Here is an 18,247-nt window from a genome sequence, read left to right as displayed (position 1 = left end):
TTCAACAGAGTGCAGGCCCAAAGGTCAAGCGGAATCGCTCGTCATTTCGTCACGGATCGGTCTTCTGTGGCGCAGTTTTTGGTTCTTTAGCCCGTTTGCCGTCCGATTTTGGGCATTCCGTCTATCTTGTCGCGATGAGATGTGATCCAGTTCTTAGTTTTTTCAAAAGGCATGGGCTTGCCGATACCGAACCCCTGAACATGGTCACATCCCAATTGCGCCATCAAGGCATGTTCCCCTGGCGTCTCGACACCTTCTGCGAGTGTTTCCAGATTCAACCGTTCTGCCATGGTCAGAATTGCGCTGGCCAGCTGCTGCTGGCTTGGGTCCTGGTCGGCCTTTGTCACAAAAGAGCGGTCGATTTTTATCCGGGACACATTGAACCGCTTGATTGACGCGATCGAGGCATGCCCTGTGCCAAAATCATCCAGATCAATGCAACACCCCATCGCGGCCAGGCCCGTGACATTGCGGGTGATTACGTCATCCGGCCGTCTGGAAAACACGGTCTCCAACACCTCGACCGCCAATCTGTCCGGCGTCAGATCGAATTGATCCAGTTCCGATTTCAAGCGGTCGATCAATCCTGGGTCGCGCAACTCGTCCGACGAGAAGTTGATACCGATGCGTGGCACAATCAGACCGGCGCGATCCCATTCGCGCATTGCGGAAAAGGCGTGATGCCGCATCGCCTGTCCCAGTTTACCCATCAACTCGGCCTGTTCAGCAAAGGATAGAAAGACATTGGGACCCAACACGCCCTTTGTCGGATGTTCCCAGCGGGCCAACGCCTCAAACCCGGGCACGCGCCCGGTATCTGTCGAGATCTGAGGTTGAAACCATGGACGAATTTCACCACTTTCCAACGCAGCGTCAAATTCCCTGCGCAGATTGGTTCTGACCTGAGCTCTGCGACGTGTTTCGGACGAAAAGGCACGAATCGTCGAGGGCCCGTTTTGCTGTGCCTCCTGCAGCGCGTTGTTTGCAGCGTCGCACCAGTCTGTCGCAGAACCGTCGGGGGCATTGCTGCTGAGGCAGAAACCAATGGAGCAGGACATGTAAACTCCGGTGCCGTTCAGCATGATCGGGTCTTCGACTGCGGATTGCATTCGTCCCGACATCTGAATGCAGGTTTCCAGATCAAGCTGTTGTGCAGGGTGCAGAACAACCAGCATCTTGTTTCCATCGACCCGGGTTGCGGAGTCATTGGCGCGGATCAAGGACATGATACGAGAGCAGAATTGCTGCGCTACGTGGTTTGCTGCTGCCTTGCCATGTAGATCAATCATTTGCACATAGTCGTCCAGGATCACAGCGAAACAGGCCGAAGTTTCACCCCTGCGGCGGCTATCCGAGAGTACCTCTGCCAGAACGGTTCCGAACCGGTCTTTCGGCAGCAGACCACCCTGTTGTCGTTTCCTGTTTGCCGGGTTGGGTGCAATTGCCCAAATGCCGGCAAGTATCAAAGGCAAACCCAGTGTCACTGCGATCAAAGCGCGTTCACCGCCGAGCCAGAATGCACCCAGACTCATTGCCGGAACAAAAGCAAGAACGGCAGGGCCGTATGCCAAGTTTCTCAAAGATTCAATAACACGGTCGACAGAAGGATGATTCCGCATCGGGTCCTGGCCTTGGGCATGGATTGTATGCCGAGCCTAGGAAACCAGTCTGAGTCAGTCGTTAACGCAGAAGCGGTATTTCTTCCAAATTTTCTGATTTTTTGTCAGAGTTTACGGAAAGATTAACAAAATCAAAGAGTTTCGCATCCAGAAGGTGCGACGGGCGCGCATTGGTTAACGCGCGGAACATAACCTGACGCCGACCTGGGCTGTTCTTTTCCCACTGATCGAGAATTTGTTTGACCTGCTGCCGTTGCAACCCGTCCTGACTGCCGCACAAATCGCAGGGGATGATCGGATACTGCATGGCCTGGGCAAATTTCGCGCAATCGGCTTCGGCGACGTGGGCAAGCGGGCGGAAGACAAAAAGATCGCCCTCTTCATTCACCAGTTTCGGCGGCATGGTGGCCAGACGGCCTCCGTGGAAGAGGTTCATGAAAAACGTCTCGAGAATATCGTCGCGGTGGTGCCCCAGCACGACGGTGCAACAGCCTTCTTCCCGGGCAATGCGATACAGGTTGCCGCGGCGCAGTCGCGAACACAGGGCGCAATAGGTTCGGCCCTGCGGAACCTTGTCCATCACAACAGAGTAAGTGTCCTGATACTCGATCCTGTGTGGCACACCCATGCGGTCCAGAAACTCTGGCAGGACCGTGGCCGGAAATCCGGGTTGCCCCTGATCCAGATTGCAAGCCAGAAGATCGACAGGCAGCAATCCGCGCCATTTGAGTTCGTAGAGGACGGCCAGCAGCGTATAACTGTCCTTGCCGCCCGAAAGGCAGACAAGCCAGCGTGGCGGTTTGCCGTCCTTGTCGTGGGCGGACGGGTCCACCATCCCATATTGCTCGATCGTTTCGCGCGTTTGGCGCACGATGCGTTTACGCAGTTTCTTGAACTCGGTGGTCGAGGGCGCGCCAGCAAAGAGCGGGTGGATATCATCTGCATCATCAAACATGCGCTGCCCCTACAGCAGATGGCGCAACCGGGCAAGTGGCGGGTCAGCCAAGCCGCGCCAGCAGGGCGTCGGTATCCAACCCGGCTACTGCCCCGGGAATGCGGCCGCTATCACCGGAAAGACGTGTGGCAATAAACGCGTCAGCCACCGCCCCGGGCGCATGGCGCAGCAGTTGCGAGGCTGTCAGCAGCAGTGCCGTGCGTTCAGTGTACCAACGCGCTTCAGCCTCAGGCGGCAGACCGGGCCAGCGGTTGCGATGCGCGGTCAGTGCTGCGTCATAATTACTGTCTGCGCCTTTCACCGTATCCAACTCGGCCTCCAAAACCTCGGCAGCCAGCGGCTCACGTGCCAGAGTGCGCAGGATATCGAGGCAGATCACATTGCCTGACCCCTCCCAGATGCTGTTCAGGGGCGCTTCGCGGTAGATCAGGGGCAAGGGTGTGTCTTCGACATAACCCATGCCGCCCAGTACTTCCATCGCTTCGATGACGACGACCGGGCAGCGTTTATTGTTCAGGAACTTGGCCAATGCGACACCGATCCGGGCGAAGGCCTTGGCTTCGGGCGTTTGACCGTCAAATGACTGCGCGACACGCATTCCCAAGGTCAATGCGCCTTCCCAGTCCAGAACAAGGTCGGACAGGACCGCTTGCATCAGCGGTTGATCGATCAATCGGCGCTGAAACGCGCTGCGATGGGTCACCCAATGATGCGCCTCGCTGAGCGCGGCACGCATCAGCCCGGCCGGCGCCATGGCTGTATCGAGCCGCGTGTGATGCACCATTTCCAGTATGGTGCGCACACCCGCTCCTTCTTCCCCCAACTGATAGGCCAGCGCGTCATGATACTCGATTTCTGAGGATGCGTTGGATTTGTTGCCCAGCTTGTCTTTCAGACGCATCAGGTGGATTGCATTGCGCTCGCCCTCGAGCCAGCGGGGCACCAGAAAGCAGGTCAACCCGCCGGGCGCCTGCGCCAGCGTCAGGAACCCATCCGACATTGGCGCAGAGCAGAACCACTTGTGCCCACGCAGGCGCCAGTGATCCCCGTCGCGGGTCGCAACGGTCGTATTGGCACGTATATCCGAGCCGCCCTGTTTCTCGGTCATGGCCATCCCCAACGTCGCGCTGATCTTTTGACCGATCGGTTCCTCCGAAGGATCATAGTGCCGGGCCAAGAGTTTTGGCTGCCAGAGTGAGGCAATGTGTTCATTGGCAGCGAGTGCAGGGATTGCTGCATAGGTCATGGTCATCGGGCAGCAATGCCCGGGTTCGACCTGTCCTGCCAAATAGACCATCGCCGCATGGGTCGCATGTCCGCCGGGCTGTCCATCCCAGGCCAGTGCGGCATAGCCCGCTGATTGGCTGATCTGCATCATCTGATGATAGGCCGGATGAAACCGCACCTCGTCCAGACGTCTGCCACCCGGGTCGAACAGACGCAGCTCTGGTGGATGCCGGTTGGCGTCCCGTCCCAGTTCCTGCGTTTCTTCGGTTCCGAGCGTCTTACCATATGCCGCCAGATCCAAAGCGCGCGCGCCCGCTGTTCTTGCTGCGTCTTGCAGGACCGGATCGGACAGCCAAAGATCGGTGTCGCCGCGCACGGACGGTTGGTTCAGGACATCGTGGGTCGGCAGGGTGTCGCGCGCTGGGGATTTCATCGGGACCTCGGGTTGGACTGGTCCAACTGTTCAGGCGCTGCGTATACCGGTCAAGTCTGACGGGGGGTCAGGACGAAGGGTCGTTATGCTTGTGGTCAGGTACCGGATCATACCCGTCGCCGCCCCAGGGGTGGCAGCGGCAAATCCGGTGAGCGGCCAGATAGGAGCCTTTGACTGCCCCGTGTTTCTCCAGCGCCTCAAGCGCGTAGGCTGAACACGTGGGTTGGTAGCGACAGTTGAAACCGACCCATGGGCTGAAGATCAACCGATACGCCCGAACAGGCAGGGCGACGATATGGGACAGGAAGGTCATTTTTCTGCCGCATGCACCTTGCGGAGCGCATAGCGCAGGTCGTCCAACAGTGCGTCATAGGGGCGGTTGGCGGTGACTTCGGCACGGCCGATCAACACGTAATCCCACCCGTCGCGGCCGGCCTCGGGCAGGACGGCCCGTGCGGCTTCGCGCAGACGGCGCTTGGCACGGTTGCGGGCCACGGCATTGCCCACTTTCTTTGAGCAGGTGAATCCTACGCGCATCCCGTTGCCCTCGCCGGGGGCACGCTTGCGGGCCTGCACCATCATCGAAGACGTACCTTGTCGGCGGGCACGCGCGGCTTTCAGAAAGTCGGACCGTTTCTTGAGAACGGTCAGAGGTTCAGACACACAAACGGACGCCGCCGGGGGCGTATTCCCGGGGTGGTTCCTACCAACCTCAGGGGCCTCCGGCGGCGTCATGTTCATAACCTGATCGGTGAGCGGTTTACGCGCTCAGCGATTTGCGGCCGCGTGCGCGACGTGCGTTCAGGATCTTGCGGCCGGCCTTTGTGGCCATGCGCGCGCGGAAACCGTGGCGGCGTTTGCGAACCAGGTTCGAAGGCTGATAGGTGCGTTTCATCGCTCCGTCTCCAATCTATGCGGTCGGGTGCAGCGCGGATTCGCCTGCCCGTGGTGTTCGAAGCCCGTCCTCTACTGCCAAGCGGGGGGTAAGTCAAACCCCAACGGCCAGGTTTTCGCAGCTTTTGCAACAATTCTGTAACCGGCAACGGCAAAAGGTTTCAAAATACCCGTTTATCACCGAAATCCCTCACATTCGATGCCATACAGATCAAGGCCCCGTGATCCCCCTGTTGCTGGCCCTCCAAGCAGCGCATCTTGGGCACAAGATGAAGAACAAAGAACCGGAAAACCTGATGTCCGACACAAGCCATGCACCGCGCAACGGTTTCGCGCGCCACATTCCGCTGCTTGTAATCCTTAGCGTTGCCGTTGTCGGCTTTTTCACACTTGGGGATTACCTGACCTTCGAGACCTTGCGGGACAATCGCGAGGCGCTTCTGGCGTGGCGGGACGGTCACTATTGGATCATGGCTGCCGCTTTTGTTGCCATTTATATCGCCATAGTGGCCTTTTCCCTGCCGGGTGCTGCGGTGGCTTCGATGACGGGCGGCTTTCTTTTCGGTCTTTTTGCGGGAACCGTTTTCAATGTTGTGTCTGCCACCATCGGCGCGTCGGCGATCTTTCTGGCGGCGCGCTGGGGCTTGGGCGAAGCCCTGACGTCGCGGCTGGAATCTTCAGAGGGGACAGTCAAGAGGCTGAAAGACGGTTTGCGGGAAAACGAAATCTCGGTCTTGTTTCTGCTGCGTCTGGTGCCGGTCGTGCCGTTCTTTGTTGCCAATCTCGTGCCGGCTTTGGTCGGTGTAAAGTTCCGTAACTTCCTTTTGACGACCGCGCTGGGCATCATCCCCGGAGGTATCGTGTACACGTGGATCGGAGTCGGTTTGGGTGGTGTGTTCGACCGCGGGGAAATGCCTGATGTTTCATTGCTGTGGGAGCCGTTCGTGATCGGGCCGATTATCGGGTTGTGTGTATTGGCCGCCTTGCCCATCGTTTTCAAAGCACTGCGCGCGAAAAGGGGCACCTGAGCCATGAAAGACCTGAAAACCGATCTCCTGGTCATTGGCGCCGGGTCCGGAGGATTGTCCGTCGCCGCTGGTGCAAGCCAGATGGGTGCGGACGTTATTCTGCTGGAAGGGCACAAGATGGGCGGTGATTGCCTGAATTTCGGCTGTGTCCCGTCGAAGGCCCTGATTGCAAGCGGCAAGGTGGCCTATGGTCAGGCGCATTCCATTCGTTTTGGTGTCGCTGATATAATCCCGCAGGTCGACTATGCCGCCGTAAAGGGCCATGTCCATGATGTGATCGCTCAGATCGAACCGATGGACAGCCAGCAGCGGTTCGAAGGCTTTGGCGTGAAGGTCATTCGCGAATACGGCGCGTTCATATCCCCAGAAAAGGTGCAGGCCGGAGATCATGTCATCTCTGCGCGTCGCATCGTCATTGCGACCGGTTCGTCGCCGCTGGTGCCGCCGATTCCGGGGTTGGACAAGGTGCCCTATTATACGAACGAAACCATCTTTGACTTGAAAGAGCGGCCAGATCATCTGCTGATCATCGGGGGCGGCCCGGTCGGGATGGAGATGGCGCAGGCCCATATACGCCTCGGCAGCAAGGTGACGGTTGTCGAAGGGCTCACAGCCTTGGGCAAAGACGATCCCGAGGCTGCGTCCGTGGTGCTGGATACCCTGCGCAGTGAAGGAGTGGATATCCACGAAAACGCCTTGGTCGCGCAGGTCCGCGGAACAGAAGGTGCTGTGGAAGTCGTTACCGAAAACGGTGATATTCATCGTGGCTCACACCTTTTGATCGCTGCTGGACGTAAAGCCAATATTGAGCGTCTGAACTTGGACGTGGCCGGAATCGATCGCACGAGAACCGGCCTCAGGACGGATGACGCGCTGCGCACGACCAATCGCCGCGTCTATGCGATCGGAGATGTGGCGGGTAGCCTGCAATTCACCCATGTTGCCGGGTATCATGCAGGTGTCATCATTCGTTCGGCCCTGTTCGGTCTGCCGTCCAGGGCAAAAACGGCACATATCCCTTGGGCCACCTATACGGACCCGGAGTTGGCCCAGGTCGGACTGACCGAAGCTCAGGCGCGCAAAGTGCATGGTGAAAAGCTCGAAATTGCTCGCTTTGACTATCACCACAATGACCGGGCGATTGCTGAGCGCAAAACCGAAGGTTTCATCAAAGTCGTGGTGGTGAAAGGCCGACCCGTCGGCGCCACAATCGTCGGGCATCAGGCAGGCGAGTTGATCAACTTGTGGTCGTTGGCTTTGGCCAATAACCTGAAGATGGGACAGATCGCTGCTATGGTTTCACCCTATCCGACGATCGGAGAGCTTAACAAACGTGTGGCGGGTGCTTATTTCTCGCCAAGGCTGTTTGAGAATCAGACAGTTAAACGAGTGGTCAGGTTCGTCCAGCGCTGGATTCCCTGACCTGAGGAGGGGCGCAAATTGAACTCGCTGTCGGGCCGATTTCTGATCCTGACGACGGTCTTCGTCATGTTGGCCGAAGTCCTGATCTTTGTCCCGTCGATCGCCCGGTTTCGCGAGGATTTTCTGCTGAACAGGCTCGAACGCGCGCAGATCGCCTCGCTGGCTTTGCTGGCGGACGATATGCTTGCGGAAGATCTTGAGGCGGAACTGCTGGCAAACGCAGGCGTCTATAATGTCGTATTACGACGGGATGAGGTTCGGCAACTGATGTTGTCGTCGCCTATTCCGGGCCCAATCGGCGACACGTTCGATTTGCGGGATGCAAGCCCCTGGGTTCTGATCCGGGATGCGATCAGCCGCTTCTTTGAGCCCGAAAACGAAGTCATCCGAGTCATTGGAGAACCCGTCAAGGGTGCAGGCCTTCTGATCGAAGTCACCACGGACAGCATGCCCTTGCGAACGGCGATGGTTGACTACGGGTTGCGTATTCTCGGTCTGTCTTTTGTCATTTCCATCATCACGGCGTTTTTTCTCTTTCTCGCTGTGCGCGTTGTACTTGTGCGCCCCATCAAAAGCGTTGTCGGCTACATGCAGCGCTATGCCAGTGCGCCAGAGGACGCGCGTGGCATAATCACACCGAATTCGAAGGTAACGGAGCTGCGCGAGGCCGAGGAAGCACTGAAGATGCTGCAAACTGACCTGACCCAGGCGCTTAAACAGCGAGAAAGGCTGGCGCAGCTGGGGGGGGCCGTAGCCAAAGTCAGCCATGACCTGCGCAATATCTTGACGTCGGCGCAGTTGTTTACGGACCGGATCGAGGCCAGCGATGATCCGCTGGTGCGGCGGATGGCACCAAAACTGGTGAATTCCATCACCCGGGCTGTGTCCCTTTGTGAAAGCACATTGGCGTTTGGCCGCGCGGAAGAGCCCGCGCCCACTCTGACAATGGTTCCGATACGCGCAATCGCGGCGGATGTCGCGGCCAGCGAACAGCTCGCCGTTGCCGATGCCTGCATCGAGATCGTGAACGAAGTGCCCGAAGTGCTTGTCGCCCGCGCGGACCCCGAACAATTGTACCGAGTCATCATGAACCTCGTGCGCAATGCTAGACAGGCCCTGGTTGCTTCCGGAAAACTTGGTCGGGTTACCATTGCCGGGTGTGAATACGACGACACGTGGTGCATCGAAATCCGCGACACGGGGCCGGGCCTTCCCCCCAAAGCACGCGAAAACCTGTTCACGCCTTTCCAGGGGGGGGTCCGAAAGGGCGGCTCTGGCCTGGGGCTGGCAATCTCTCAGGAGTTGGTGCGCGGGCACGGGGGTGATCTGGTCTTGAAAGAGACGGGCCCCGAGGGAACTGTCTTTGAAATCAGCCTTCCGCGTGGGGACATGACTTTTTGATTTTTTTTTGAAGAATCGGCTTGCACGTCTCGGGCGGCAGGTCTAAACAGCGCCTCACCAACGCGGACCGATAGCTCAGCTGGATAGAGTACTTGACTACGAATCAAGGGGTCGGGGGTTCGAATCCTCCTCGGTCCGCCATTAAATCAATGACTTAGATTTTGGCGGTTGCTTCTGGGGCCTGGCGGGCGAGACAGGAGCGAGACAAAACTGGTCGATTTACCAAGTCTCAAGGCAAGTGTTTGCGGTCAAAACAACGATCTGAGCTGTGCAGATCGATACCTCGGAACGCCAGAATCGACCGCGGCCGGAGTTTCAAAACCCGTCGCGTTGACACTGAGTGATTGCGAGTGATCCGTGTTCGTCGGCGAGTTCAGCGGTTTTCCTGCGGCGCTCAGTCCGGTCGAATGGACCTGGACCTCTAAAGCACCTGCCCCACGTTCGAGCCTCTTGGCAGTCTCAAGAATTCTGTGAGTTCCTAAGCGCCAATCCTTGACCGTGTGCTGTGCTCAATCGTTCCCTTGGTTTTACTTTCGACCCTATGACATAGGCGCCTGGCATCAATCAGCGACGCTGGTAGGTTGCTCGATCGACGTGCGTGGATCGACACCGTATGGATGCATCTCAAAACATTTCCTGTCAATTTCAAATCCATATATGGAGCACGCGCTCACGTCTTGGCCGTCCGACCACCAACTCTGCAGCCAGTCTTTGAAGTTTGCCGTTCCTTCCGTCGTGGATGTCCAAATCGAACTCACGCCGTCAGACCCCTGGTCCCAGACAAAACGGATGCCATCCACACCTTGATCATACAAGAATTGAACGCTCGATTGCGTCCATTCGAATTGACTGTCCCAGTCGATTTGCGGCATTTCAATAGCCTTCAGCTCCTCGAAGCTGGGCATGACTGCTCTTGCTGCGCTCATAGCTTCAGATGGCTTTTTCTTCGCTGCGGCCCAGATCTCCTGACCCGACGGTACCTGCATGGAGCAGACCGTAGCCTCATTGGCGTCAGGTTCCAGCGACGGGTCAAAGGCTCGGCTAAGAGCGTTCATATCCTTGATGGTTTCGCAAAGATCATAAAGCTCGAGCGCCGTTACTCCCACGATTACGGCGGTTCCTGCATAAGGAATGGCTTCGCCTACGACTGAGCCCGCGCTTCTGCTCGCTGTCGCCGCTGCCCTTTTGGAAATCGTCGAGGTGGTCGCAAGCACGGCTGCTTTTGCAGTCGTGCGCTTCCCTTTGTGGACGATCATCTTCTCCTCAGCAAACTTTTTTGCGACAAGCTTCTGGGCCGCGAGATCTTCGCTCAATGAAGCCACCTTGGTTCTCAGCTCGCGATTTTGTCTTTTTTGGTCAGCCAAGTGTTTGTTGAGTTTTTTCTTCTCATTGGCTTGGTGAGTCGCCACAGACTGTTTGCCGGTAACGGTCTCGAATGCACTCGAGGCCACGTCGAAGGCGGCACCTCCAGCCATGATCAATAGATTGAATGCGAGTGACGCGGCCAAAAGCAACGGGGTCACGATCATCCATATCGTACGAAAGACTTTCCAAGTTCTCTTCATCTCAACATAAATCCTTTGGAGCCTTTGTGCTCGACGACCTGTACGAGCAGGTCAATTCAGGGCTTCTCCAGGCCTGGGGTCTGCTCTTTTAGCTTTTGTTTCAACGAAACACTTATTCATCGAACGAGGATGCAACTTTTTAATTTTTGCCAACATTTTTCATGCAGAAGACATGTTGGCGAAAACGCAGAAGCGAAGTCGTTGCTAGGCTCAGGCCATACAAGACACGCAGAAGGCTCTTGTCAGGAGTGTTTTTTCAAAAAGAGACGGACATTACTCTCGCTCCACCGTTTACCACTTGGAGATGGCGTGTGTTCGGCGTTCAAGGCTTCAGCCAAGGCTGCGTAGCTCATATCGCTTGATTTTAACTGTCTGGCTCTAGCGAGGGCTGCGGCCTCTCTTTTGGGTTTTGAATGCATCCATTCGAGCTGCCGGCGACGCCATTCAGAAAAATGCTTGTGTGGGTCGAACGACCAGTCGGCGGTGATGAGAGGATCAGGATCTAGTTTCTCTATCGTCAATTCGGTTCGTTCAAACCAATCAGTCATGTAACCGTGACGCCGCCAGTTTTTCACGCGTGAAAAATCGACGATGAGTACCGTCGCCTCTCGTTCGAGGCACTCCACTTCCATCGCATTAAGTGTGTCTTGGATCGATGCGCTGCCACGATCTGGTTCGATCTCCATGAATATTTCTTCGCGTATCAAATCGTAGCCATGCGTTTTTGCGTATCTGCGTATCATTTCCTTCTGGTAGCGAATGGTGCGGCTGACTTCGGCGGCTTCCTCTACGTCCGACGGCAAATCGACGAAGTGCGCCCAAGTGACTGGGAGGGTCCAATAAAATCCAACCGCCTTTTCCACTCTTTTTACCTTCCAAGTGACCAAATCCGCAAAATCCCGAGGCATCCGACGCGCCCTAAGGAGCCGATGTAGATTCCTGGAAATCGAAAAACACGGAGTCTTCCATATGAGCAGAGATACTCAATCATTTGCAGCAATTCTTCCTCAAGTCATCACCGCAGTCGAGACTGTTGGTGCCATGATCCGTGCAGAGTTCCACCGTCCAGGCGGACCTCGCGGTACGACACACAAAGCTGCAGTGGACACCGAAGCAGAACTCTTTCTGAAGAATGAACTGATGTCACTCCACCCAGCGTCTTGGCTTGGTGAAGAAACGGATAGCTGCGAGGTCGATTGTTCCGACATCTGGATCGTAGACCCGCACGATGGAACTGCAGACTTCATGAACGGTCTACGTGGGTCTGCGGTCTCAGTGGCGCTCCTAAGTGAAGGTCGGCCCGTGCTTGGTGTCGTTTACGCACCAACAGCGCCCGATGACAGCGGTGACATGATTTCTTGGGCTTTGGGTGCGGAACTCATCCGAAATGGACATGCTGTGGAGCCTGAACCGACAAGCGGCAACCCAGTGATCGCTCTCAATGCCGACGCAGCGAACTATGCGCTTCCAAACCACATCTCATTTGGTGGAGCTCGCGTGCGACCGCTCCCGAGCCCGGCGTATCGGGCAGCCCTGGCTGCCGTGGGCGAGGTCGACGCTGCGATCAGCCTGGTGCAGGGCCTGTCGTCTTGGGACATCGCTGGAGGACATGCGCTGCTTATCGGTGCTGGTAAAGCCATGGTTCAGTTGGATGGGCAAGAGCTGAACTATGCTTCGAACTGGTTTCAAGGCTTCATTGCGGGCTCGGCTGACATCGTTTGCAGACTGTCATCGGTCCAGGTGACTTCCAGCGGAAGAATTGATAGGAAACCGGCTGTTCCAAGCGCCAGAACCGGTTCGGCGCCGTTGCTTTCACGCGCTCACGGTACGATGCTGGGGCAGCTGGCGGGCGATGCACTTGGATCGTTCGTCGAATTCCTGGACGCTCAAACGATCCTAGATCGCTACCCTGAGGGCGTCGTCTACTTACACGATGGCGGAACGTGGAACCTGATTTCGGGTCAGCCCACGGACGACAGTGAAATGGCGCTTGCGCTTTCGAGAAGCATTTGCGCTCGAAAACGATATGTCGTCGACGACGTAGCTCAGGCCTACGTCGACTGCTGAAACTCGGGTCCTTTTGACATCGGTCAAACGACATCGAGTGCTATCTCGGCGTTGGAGGCAGGTGAACTCGTGCAATCCGAGAGCCAAGCCAATGGCGCTTTGATGCGTGCTTGCCCAATCGGGATTTTTCCTTTGGCAATCCAAAGCTTGCAGCGCTGCTCGCGCGCCAGGACGCGTCCTTGACGCACCCCAACGGCATCACGATGGCCGCAAACGCCGCATTTGTAGCAGCAATCTCAGTGGGTATTGCCGGCGGCAAAGAAGAGGAAATGTGGGCTGCAGCCTACAGCCACGCTGGAGACGACGAAGGGGCTGACATCGTTCGAAGTAGGCTTTTGGAAGCCAGATCGAACCGCCCTCAAGACTTCCAAAACCAGATGGGCTGGGTGCTCACGGCGTTTCAAAATGCATTTTTTTGCTTGATGGTCGGGCAATCGCTGCGGGATGCGGTGGTGGGTTCCGTCGCATGTGGCGGAGACACCGATACAAATGGTGCAATTTGCGGTGCTCTCTTGGGTGCATCACAGGGACGGGACGCCGTGCCAATACAATGGCGAAATGCGATCTTATCTTGTCGACCGGTTGCCGCAGTTGGAGTTCATCACCCAAGACCGCATACTTATTGGCCGGATGACGCGTTGGATCTTGCCGAGGCTCTTCTGGTTGCAGGCTCAGCGCACCACCTAGCCGCATTTTGACTGAAGGTGCCCAAAAGGAAATCCAGGAGAACTATTCTATGAACGACTTCGAAAACCTGAACAAGCAACGCCAAATCCTGTTGAAAATTAAAATCGACGGCTATGTCGAGGCGGCTTTTCTTACGGCAAAAGCGAACAATATCGGACTAAGCGAAGCCGCGTGCCTCACCATGCAAGGGTTGATCAAAGAATTGGTTGCGCACTCCTTTGATAGGCGAAAGGCGCATACAATACTGGAAGCGGCTCTGCAGAGCGGTTTTCCTGGGTCCGGCACTGAAATCACGACCCACTAGGAGATTGTGAGAGCCTTCTTTGCCCTTCGAGATTGCTTTGGGTGAATCAAACGCGAATAGGGACAGACGCCTGCCGGTTTGTCCTTGCCAAGTCAGACGACATCGAATGCTGCAGGGCTCCAGTTAGCCGGCTCGGGAGACAAGAGTTGCGTCATCGAAAGGCATTACGTCTCTCGATTTCATGCCGGGCCTGTTGCATCCGACGTCGGTAGTGGTCCCTCATCGCTTCTAGGATGCCGCCTGCCCAGGATCCATTGAGCACGGGAAAAATCTCTTCGTGAGCACGTTCACCGAAATCACACCAAATCCAATACAGCAGGACCATGACCGGATATTCGAATTGTACGAAGCTATCATCGAACTCCCGTAGCTCAGCTGCAACTTCTTGAGCGCGTTCCAGACCAAGTCGAGTCTTGGGCCGGATTGCACGAACACTGTCAGGCTCACCTAGAAACAACATTCGAAAGCGATAGCTTCCGCATGTCGTACACCCCATTTGGATACACCAGTTTTCGGCGATTGCAGTACGTATACCCTCCGCCAATGTGCGCGGCCGATATCCGGGAGAGCTCCACATCTCGTCTCTGCTGCGCCTATATTCGCGCTGCAAAGCCATTCGTATTTTCCCGGTGCAACACGTCGTTCATTTGAATGACTTCAAAGTCTGTCAGCCAAACTGAAAAACCGAAATCATCCCGATGTCGAGCAGGTCGCACGACAAAACGTTCATGCGGAAGTTTGGAGAGAAGACGCCAGAAGTATTTTTTTAGGTGCTTTTGCAATATCGCCCTGACAACATTCAGAGGAATGTTGTAGCCCAGCGTCGATTGCCATGCCTCCAAGGCTTCTATGACTTTCTCTGAGGTTACTTGTTGAAAGTTGAAAACCTCTGGGTGGTCGTACCAATTCAATTCATCCTCCGCTAATATTGATTAAGGCCGTTCAGTTTGAGTTTGGTTTTTGGCCGGTGGCCGCTGGGATGTGACAAGCGCTTCCTCGTTTTCAATCCGAACGCAAACCATCATTTAGCCAAATCGTAATCTGTAAATTTCTGATATTGTTCTGTCTTTCATGTCAGGGAAATACTGCGCTTTGACCCACTTGGCACGACCGATTTCCCAAAGAGCAAAATTTTGTACGAGCCCGGCTTGATGGAGAGCATTTGGTACGAAAGAAGTGTGCGCTAGCACGCTCCGTTCATCGTCGTTTCCTTGCATGTGCCAACATCCCAGCTGGGGAGTTTCGGTCCAAGCCCGAGACTCCATGAAGTTCAACAATGGAGCGACGTCTGAAGGTTTCGTCGCGTCGTTCCAAAATGGAATCTGCAAAGTCACCAGAAGTCCATTCCCTAGTTGTGGGTGGCTTTGATCGGCCCACAAGCGAATTAGCGCCGTGTCATCACCAAAGGGAATTTCGGCTACAAGTTTGTCGGCGTCAGAATTGGCAAAACAGCCCTCGGTGTGACCAAAAGATCTTGCAAATCGTTCAAATTCATCAGTACCAGACCATCTGGAAGGTTCTTTCCCAGCAGGTAAAAACACTTGATCTGCAACTTCCAAAATACCATCGAAATCCGACCTTTTTGTACCAATCGCAAAGGCAGCATCTCCTCCACTGAGGAACTCTGGAAATTTGTATCCACGAATTTCGGCGTCGATTGGTTGCATGATGGCCATCTGCGCGAAGAACTCGGGCAACCAACCCGCCAAGTTCTGATCAATGTATACGCTTGAAAAGAAATCTAGATCGCAAGGTGTATCCTCGGCGCCCCATTGCTGCGTGAGGCGGTTGGGTGGGTACACCAGGGAATAGGTTGAGCTCAGTGATGGCCCAGCACTACTTAGAATTCCGCAGGCCTTTGCATCGTTGCTTGGGAAATCAGATATTACATGGGTTTGGACACTCAGTCTCACGCCTCCGGGGCGAACAGGCACTTCGCCAAATGAGTGAAACATCTGAAAAGTTTCGTCCGCTGGATCTGCAGAAACGGCCCTGACGCTTACCATGTGGCTTCCAGGAAGCCAGTCGAATCCTTTCGGACCCCTGGTAAGATCCTTTTCTTCGGCTTGCCAAGCCGCAAGGATCTGATCGAGTGCGTGTTCTATGATCGAATTGTCGGTCAATTTCGTCGGTCTCCAGAGCGCGATCCAAGTGCGCCCAATGAAGTGAGCCTTACCACTTGGAAGAACTTCAACGTATTTCCAATAGTCACGTAGAGTTCGACCGTGAGCAGCGCTTTCGAAATTCCGTCAAAATAGGGAAAACGCTTCAAACGAAGGCAAAAATGAAAAAACCATTTGATGTTGTGGAGGGGCAAGCGACACTAGGCCGGCGACCGTTTACCGATCACATAAATTCTGGGATGCAAATTATACGATGCTATCCAAATCAGATTACATGATGTTTCTCAGGCACCCTGCTTGGCTATGGATCAAGAAACACCCCAGGCATCTGTTGCCGCCGATTGACCCCTCATTGCAAGCACGCTTTGACGAGGGGCACGCGTTTGAGCCTTATGCTGAGGAGCTGTTTGGTGATCTCGTAAAACTCGGCTTTTCAGATTTTTCAGAATACCAGGCTCTGCCCGCGCGCACTTTGGAGGCTTGGAGAAACGGTGCAAACGCAGTGGCGCAGGGACGCTATGAAGATGGAACCATAACTTGCATCTCCGACATCGTGAGCCGCAGTGACGATGGGTACGTTCTGACAGAGATCAAGAGCGGGACTTCTGCAAAGCCCGAGCACACTTTTGATCTCGCATTCCAGCGTGTCGTGCTTGAGGCGGCCGGGTTCCCCATTGCGCGCTGCGAAGTGGCACATGTGAACCGTGACTACGTCAGAAACGGCGAAATCAATCCGCAAGAGCTTGTCGGCATCACTGACATCACGGATGTGGTGACTGAGCAGCTCGAAAAAACGCGCACGCGTATCGATCAGGCATTGAGCGTCGTTGCCAGCGGTACGATGCCTGATCCGTCCCCCGAACGTGCACGCCTTAAATCCTATGGTGAATGGCTGGAGATCCGCGAGAAGCTAGACCCTCCTATCGTGCAAGACAGCATCCACCGCCTTCCGTTCATGAACGCGGAAAAAGCCTCAGAACTCATCGCAGACGGGATCACAAAGATTGACGAGATCAGTGATCCATCTGTGTTGGGCAAGTCGACACAGCGCTACTTGAGAGCAGTGGCGAACGGTGAACGCACAATCGATCATCAGGAGTTAAGCAGGTTTCTGAGCGAGATTGTCTATCCGGTTTATTACTTTGACTACGAGACGTCTCAGAGTTTGGTGCCACCCTGGGACGGAACGCGTCCCTATCAGCAAGTGGCTTTCCAGTATTCCTTGCATATCCAGCATGAGCCTGGCGGAGAAATTGAGCACAGGGAGTATCTTCACCGAGACGCCAGTAACCCGATGCCTGCCTTGCTGAAAAGGCTACGTGACGACATGGGTGACGTTGGCTCCGTTGTGGTTTGGTATGCGCCGTTCGAGAAATCGCGAAATAAGGAAATGGCGGAAACCTATCCAGGGCACGCAGAGTTTCTAGAAAACTTAAACGCCCGCGTAGTTGATTTGATGAAACCGTTTGCGGATGAAGTGATCAACGATCCCGCGTTCAAAGGAAGCGCCTCTATCAAGGCCGTCCTTCCAGCGTTTTTGCCAGAACTTTCGTACGATGATCTGGACATCAAAGAGGGGGCAAGCGCGTCTCGCCTTTGGAAGGACGTAACATTGGCAGAACAGGATGATCCGGCGCGCGAGAAGGTCTATTCTGATCTTGTGGCGTATTGCACGCGCGACACCTGGGCAATGGTCGCAATTCATCGGGAATTGCTGGCGATGTGAGGCGATCGTACTGGTGGGGGACGGCCCGTTCGAGACCAAATTGTCGGAGTTGTAGGTTGGATGAAATTCCGACAAGTAAGCTCTCTGACACACGCCATACGAAAGGCTTTTGTGTTGGGGGGCAACAAGATTCAAATCATCAATTTGACGAAAAAACGCAACCTTCTGACCGGACTGAAAAAGCGAAGTAACACTAGGGAACCCACTTTAGTTTCATCAATAGAAGATACAAAGCAGAGCGTAGTCGCTTGCGATGAGGAGACTGAAATGAAAATTGTTCGTGTTTTTGCTCAATCGGTCATTGGGTTTGTGTTCGGGATTGTTAGTATGGCGGCTCTGTCACCGTTTTTTGCATCATTACCTGAGCAGACGGGGCTCTACGCGGGGCTTGGCGTGGCGGGACTTATTGCTATTTCGTCAACTTTTGCTCTTACTGTTCGCCGCGCATTTGGCCGCGGATTTCTATTCTCTGGCGCATCCGTGTTTGCACTGCCTCTTTCAACCCTTGTCCTGGCCGGCACCGTTACAGCCCAAACCGTGGGTGATGCCGCAGTAGCAGATCAGGGATATGCGGTTGCCGGCGGCGTGATCGCAGGAGGAATGATGACCGCCACCGCAGGTTTCATTGGATTTTTCTTCGGTGCCATTCTGCTACTTATCGGGCTTGTGCTCTCCCTTGGTGGACGCCGTGAAGTTGTCGTAGTGAAAGATCAAGGCTTTGAGCGAAAAGAACCTGTCCTGGCGTCGAGCTGAAAACGGGGTCGTCAGTAAGTTCATCCGGAAGTCGGCACTGATA

At 55.3% G+C, this 18,247-nt stretch carries 17 protein-coding genes, 1 tRNA gene and 1 pseudogene; 9 read left to right on the top strand and 10 right to left on the bottom strand.

Annotated features, from left to right (window positions below):
• Window positions 1-86: 86 nt before the first annotated feature.
• From AC2FJB_RS08085 to rpmH, 6 genes are all read right to left on the bottom strand, one after another.
• On the bottom strand, window positions 87-1,619 hold the full coding sequence (locus AC2FJB_RS08085; protein WP_496718059.1) for a putative bifunctional diguanylate cyclase/phosphodiesterase: 1,533 nt from the start codon (window positions 1,617-1,619) through the stop codon (window positions 87-89).
• 61 nt (window positions 1,620-1,680) lie between these two features.
• Window positions 1,681-2,574, bottom strand: a complete 894-nt coding sequence (ttcA, locus tag AC2FJB_RS08080) for a tRNA 2-thiocytidine(32) synthetase TtcA (protein WP_496718060.1) — start codon at window positions 2,572-2,574, stop codon at window positions 1,681-1,683.
• A gap of 43 nt (window positions 2,575-2,617) precedes the next feature.
• Window positions 2,618-4,234, bottom strand: coding sequence for an acyl-CoA dehydrogenase family protein (locus tag AC2FJB_RS08075; RefSeq protein ID WP_496718062.1), 1,617 nt, complete (start codon window positions 4,232-4,234; stop codon window positions 2,618-2,620).
• Between the two features lie 67 nt (window positions 4,235-4,301).
• On the bottom strand, window positions 4,302-4,547 hold the full coding sequence (gene yidD, locus AC2FJB_RS08070) for a membrane protein insertion efficiency factor YidD (RefSeq protein ID WP_496718063.1): 246 nt from the start codon (window positions 4,545-4,547) through the stop codon (window positions 4,302-4,304).
• Window positions 4,544-4,969 (bottom strand): ribonuclease P protein component, encoded by a 426-nt coding sequence (rnpA, locus tag AC2FJB_RS08065; RefSeq protein ID WP_117872865.1) that lies wholly within the window; start codon window positions 4,967-4,969, stop codon window positions 4,544-4,546. Before rnpA ends, yidD begins: the two co-directional genes overlap by 4 nt.
• 25 nt (window positions 4,970-4,994) lie before the next feature.
• Window positions 4,995-5,129 carry a 50S ribosomal protein L34 gene (gene rpmH / locus AC2FJB_RS08060; protein WP_005980833.1) on the bottom strand — a complete coding sequence of 45 codons (135 nt, stop codon included), beginning with the start codon at window positions 5,127-5,129 and terminating at the stop codon, window positions 4,995-4,997.
• 295 nt (window positions 5,130-5,424) lie between these two features.
• On the opposite strand from rpmH, the gene AC2FJB_RS08055 reads away from it, so the two are divergent.
• The 4 genes from AC2FJB_RS08055 to AC2FJB_RS08040 all read left to right on the top strand — a co-directional run bounded on the left by AC2FJB_RS08055 (window position 5,425) and on the right by AC2FJB_RS08040 (window position 9,120).
• On the top strand, window positions 5,425-6,156 hold the full coding sequence (locus AC2FJB_RS08055) for a TVP38/TMEM64 family protein (protein WP_117872864.1): 732 nt from the start codon (window positions 5,425-5,427) through the stop codon (window positions 6,154-6,156).
• Window positions 6,157-6,159: 3 nt separating this feature from the next.
• On the top strand, window positions 6,160-7,578 hold the full coding sequence (locus AC2FJB_RS08050) for a dihydrolipoyl dehydrogenase family protein (protein ID WP_496718064.1): 1,419 nt from the start codon (window positions 6,160-6,162) through the stop codon (window positions 7,576-7,578).
• Window positions 7,579-7,596: 18 nt separating this feature from the next.
• Complete coding sequence (locus AC2FJB_RS08045) at window positions 7,597-8,979, top strand: ATP-binding protein (protein WP_496718065.1); 1,383 nt, start codon at window positions 7,597-7,599, stop codon at window positions 8,977-8,979.
• Between the two features lie 64 nt (window positions 8,980-9,043).
• Window positions 9,044-9,120: transfer RNA gene (locus AC2FJB_RS08040), tRNA-Arg, on the top strand.
• Window positions 9,121-9,539: 419 nt separating this feature from the next.
• On the opposite strand, the gene AC2FJB_RS08035 is transcribed toward AC2FJB_RS08040, so the two are convergent.
• Window positions 9,540-10,508: a hypothetical protein gene (locus AC2FJB_RS08035; RefSeq protein WP_496718066.1), complete on the bottom strand. Its 969-nt coding sequence runs from the start codon at window positions 10,506-10,508 to the stop codon at window positions 9,540-9,542.
• 278 nt (window positions 10,509-10,786) lie between these two features.
• Window positions 10,787-11,452, bottom strand: a complete 666-nt coding sequence (locus tag AC2FJB_RS08030; RefSeq protein WP_496718067.1) for a recombinase family protein — start codon at window positions 11,450-11,452, stop codon at window positions 10,787-10,789.
• A gap of 61 nt (window positions 11,453-11,513) precedes the next feature.
• On the opposite strand from AC2FJB_RS08030, the pseudogene AC2FJB_RS08025 reads away from it, so the two are divergent.
• The 3 genes and pseudogenes from AC2FJB_RS08025 (at window position 11,514) to AC2FJB_RS08015 (ending at window position 13,602) form a co-directional block, all read left to right on the top strand.
• Window positions 11,514-12,794: pseudogene (locus AC2FJB_RS08025) on the top strand (inositol monophosphatase family protein).
• Window positions 12,791-13,309: an ADP-ribosylglycohydrolase family protein gene (locus tag AC2FJB_RS08020; protein WP_496818109.1), complete on the top strand. Its 519-nt coding sequence runs from the start codon at window positions 12,791-12,793 to the stop codon at window positions 13,307-13,309. Before AC2FJB_RS08025 ends, AC2FJB_RS08020 begins: the two are co-directional and overlap by 4 nt.
• 38 nt (window positions 13,310-13,347) lie before the next feature.
• Window positions 13,348-13,602: a hypothetical protein gene (locus tag AC2FJB_RS08015; RefSeq protein ID WP_496718070.1), complete on the top strand. Its 255-nt coding sequence runs from the start codon at window positions 13,348-13,350 to the stop codon at window positions 13,600-13,602.
• A 593-nt stretch (window positions 13,603-14,195) separates the two neighbouring features.
• On the opposite strand, the gene AC2FJB_RS08010 is transcribed toward AC2FJB_RS08015, so the two are convergent.
• Window positions 14,196-14,513, bottom strand: coding sequence for a hypothetical protein (locus AC2FJB_RS08010; RefSeq protein WP_496718071.1), 318 nt, complete (start codon window positions 14,511-14,513; stop codon window positions 14,196-14,198).
• Window positions 14,514-14,627: 114 nt separating this feature from the next.
• Window positions 14,628-15,725 (bottom strand): hypothetical protein, encoded by a 1,098-nt coding sequence (locus AC2FJB_RS08005; protein WP_496718072.1) that lies wholly within the window; start codon window positions 15,723-15,725, stop codon window positions 14,628-14,630.
• A gap of 253 nt (window positions 15,726-15,978) precedes the next feature.
• On the opposite strand from AC2FJB_RS08005, the gene AC2FJB_RS08000 reads away from it, so the two are divergent.
• Complete coding sequence (locus AC2FJB_RS08000; protein WP_496718073.1) at window positions 15,979-17,451, top strand: DUF2779 domain-containing protein; 1,473 nt, start codon at window positions 15,979-15,981, stop codon at window positions 17,449-17,451.
• A gap of 60 nt (window positions 17,452-17,511) precedes the next feature.
• The gene (locus tag AC2FJB_RS07995; protein ID WP_496718074.1) at window positions 17,512-18,204 is read left to right on the top strand and encodes a hypothetical protein; all 693 of its coding nucleotides are present in this window, start codon (window positions 17,512-17,514) and stop codon (window positions 18,202-18,204) included.
• The last annotated feature ends 43 nt before the right edge of the window (window positions 18,205-18,247 follow it).

Source organism: Ruegeria sp. CDSC085 (assembly GCF_059610465.1).
This window is presented reverse-complemented; position numbering and strand designations above follow the sequence as displayed.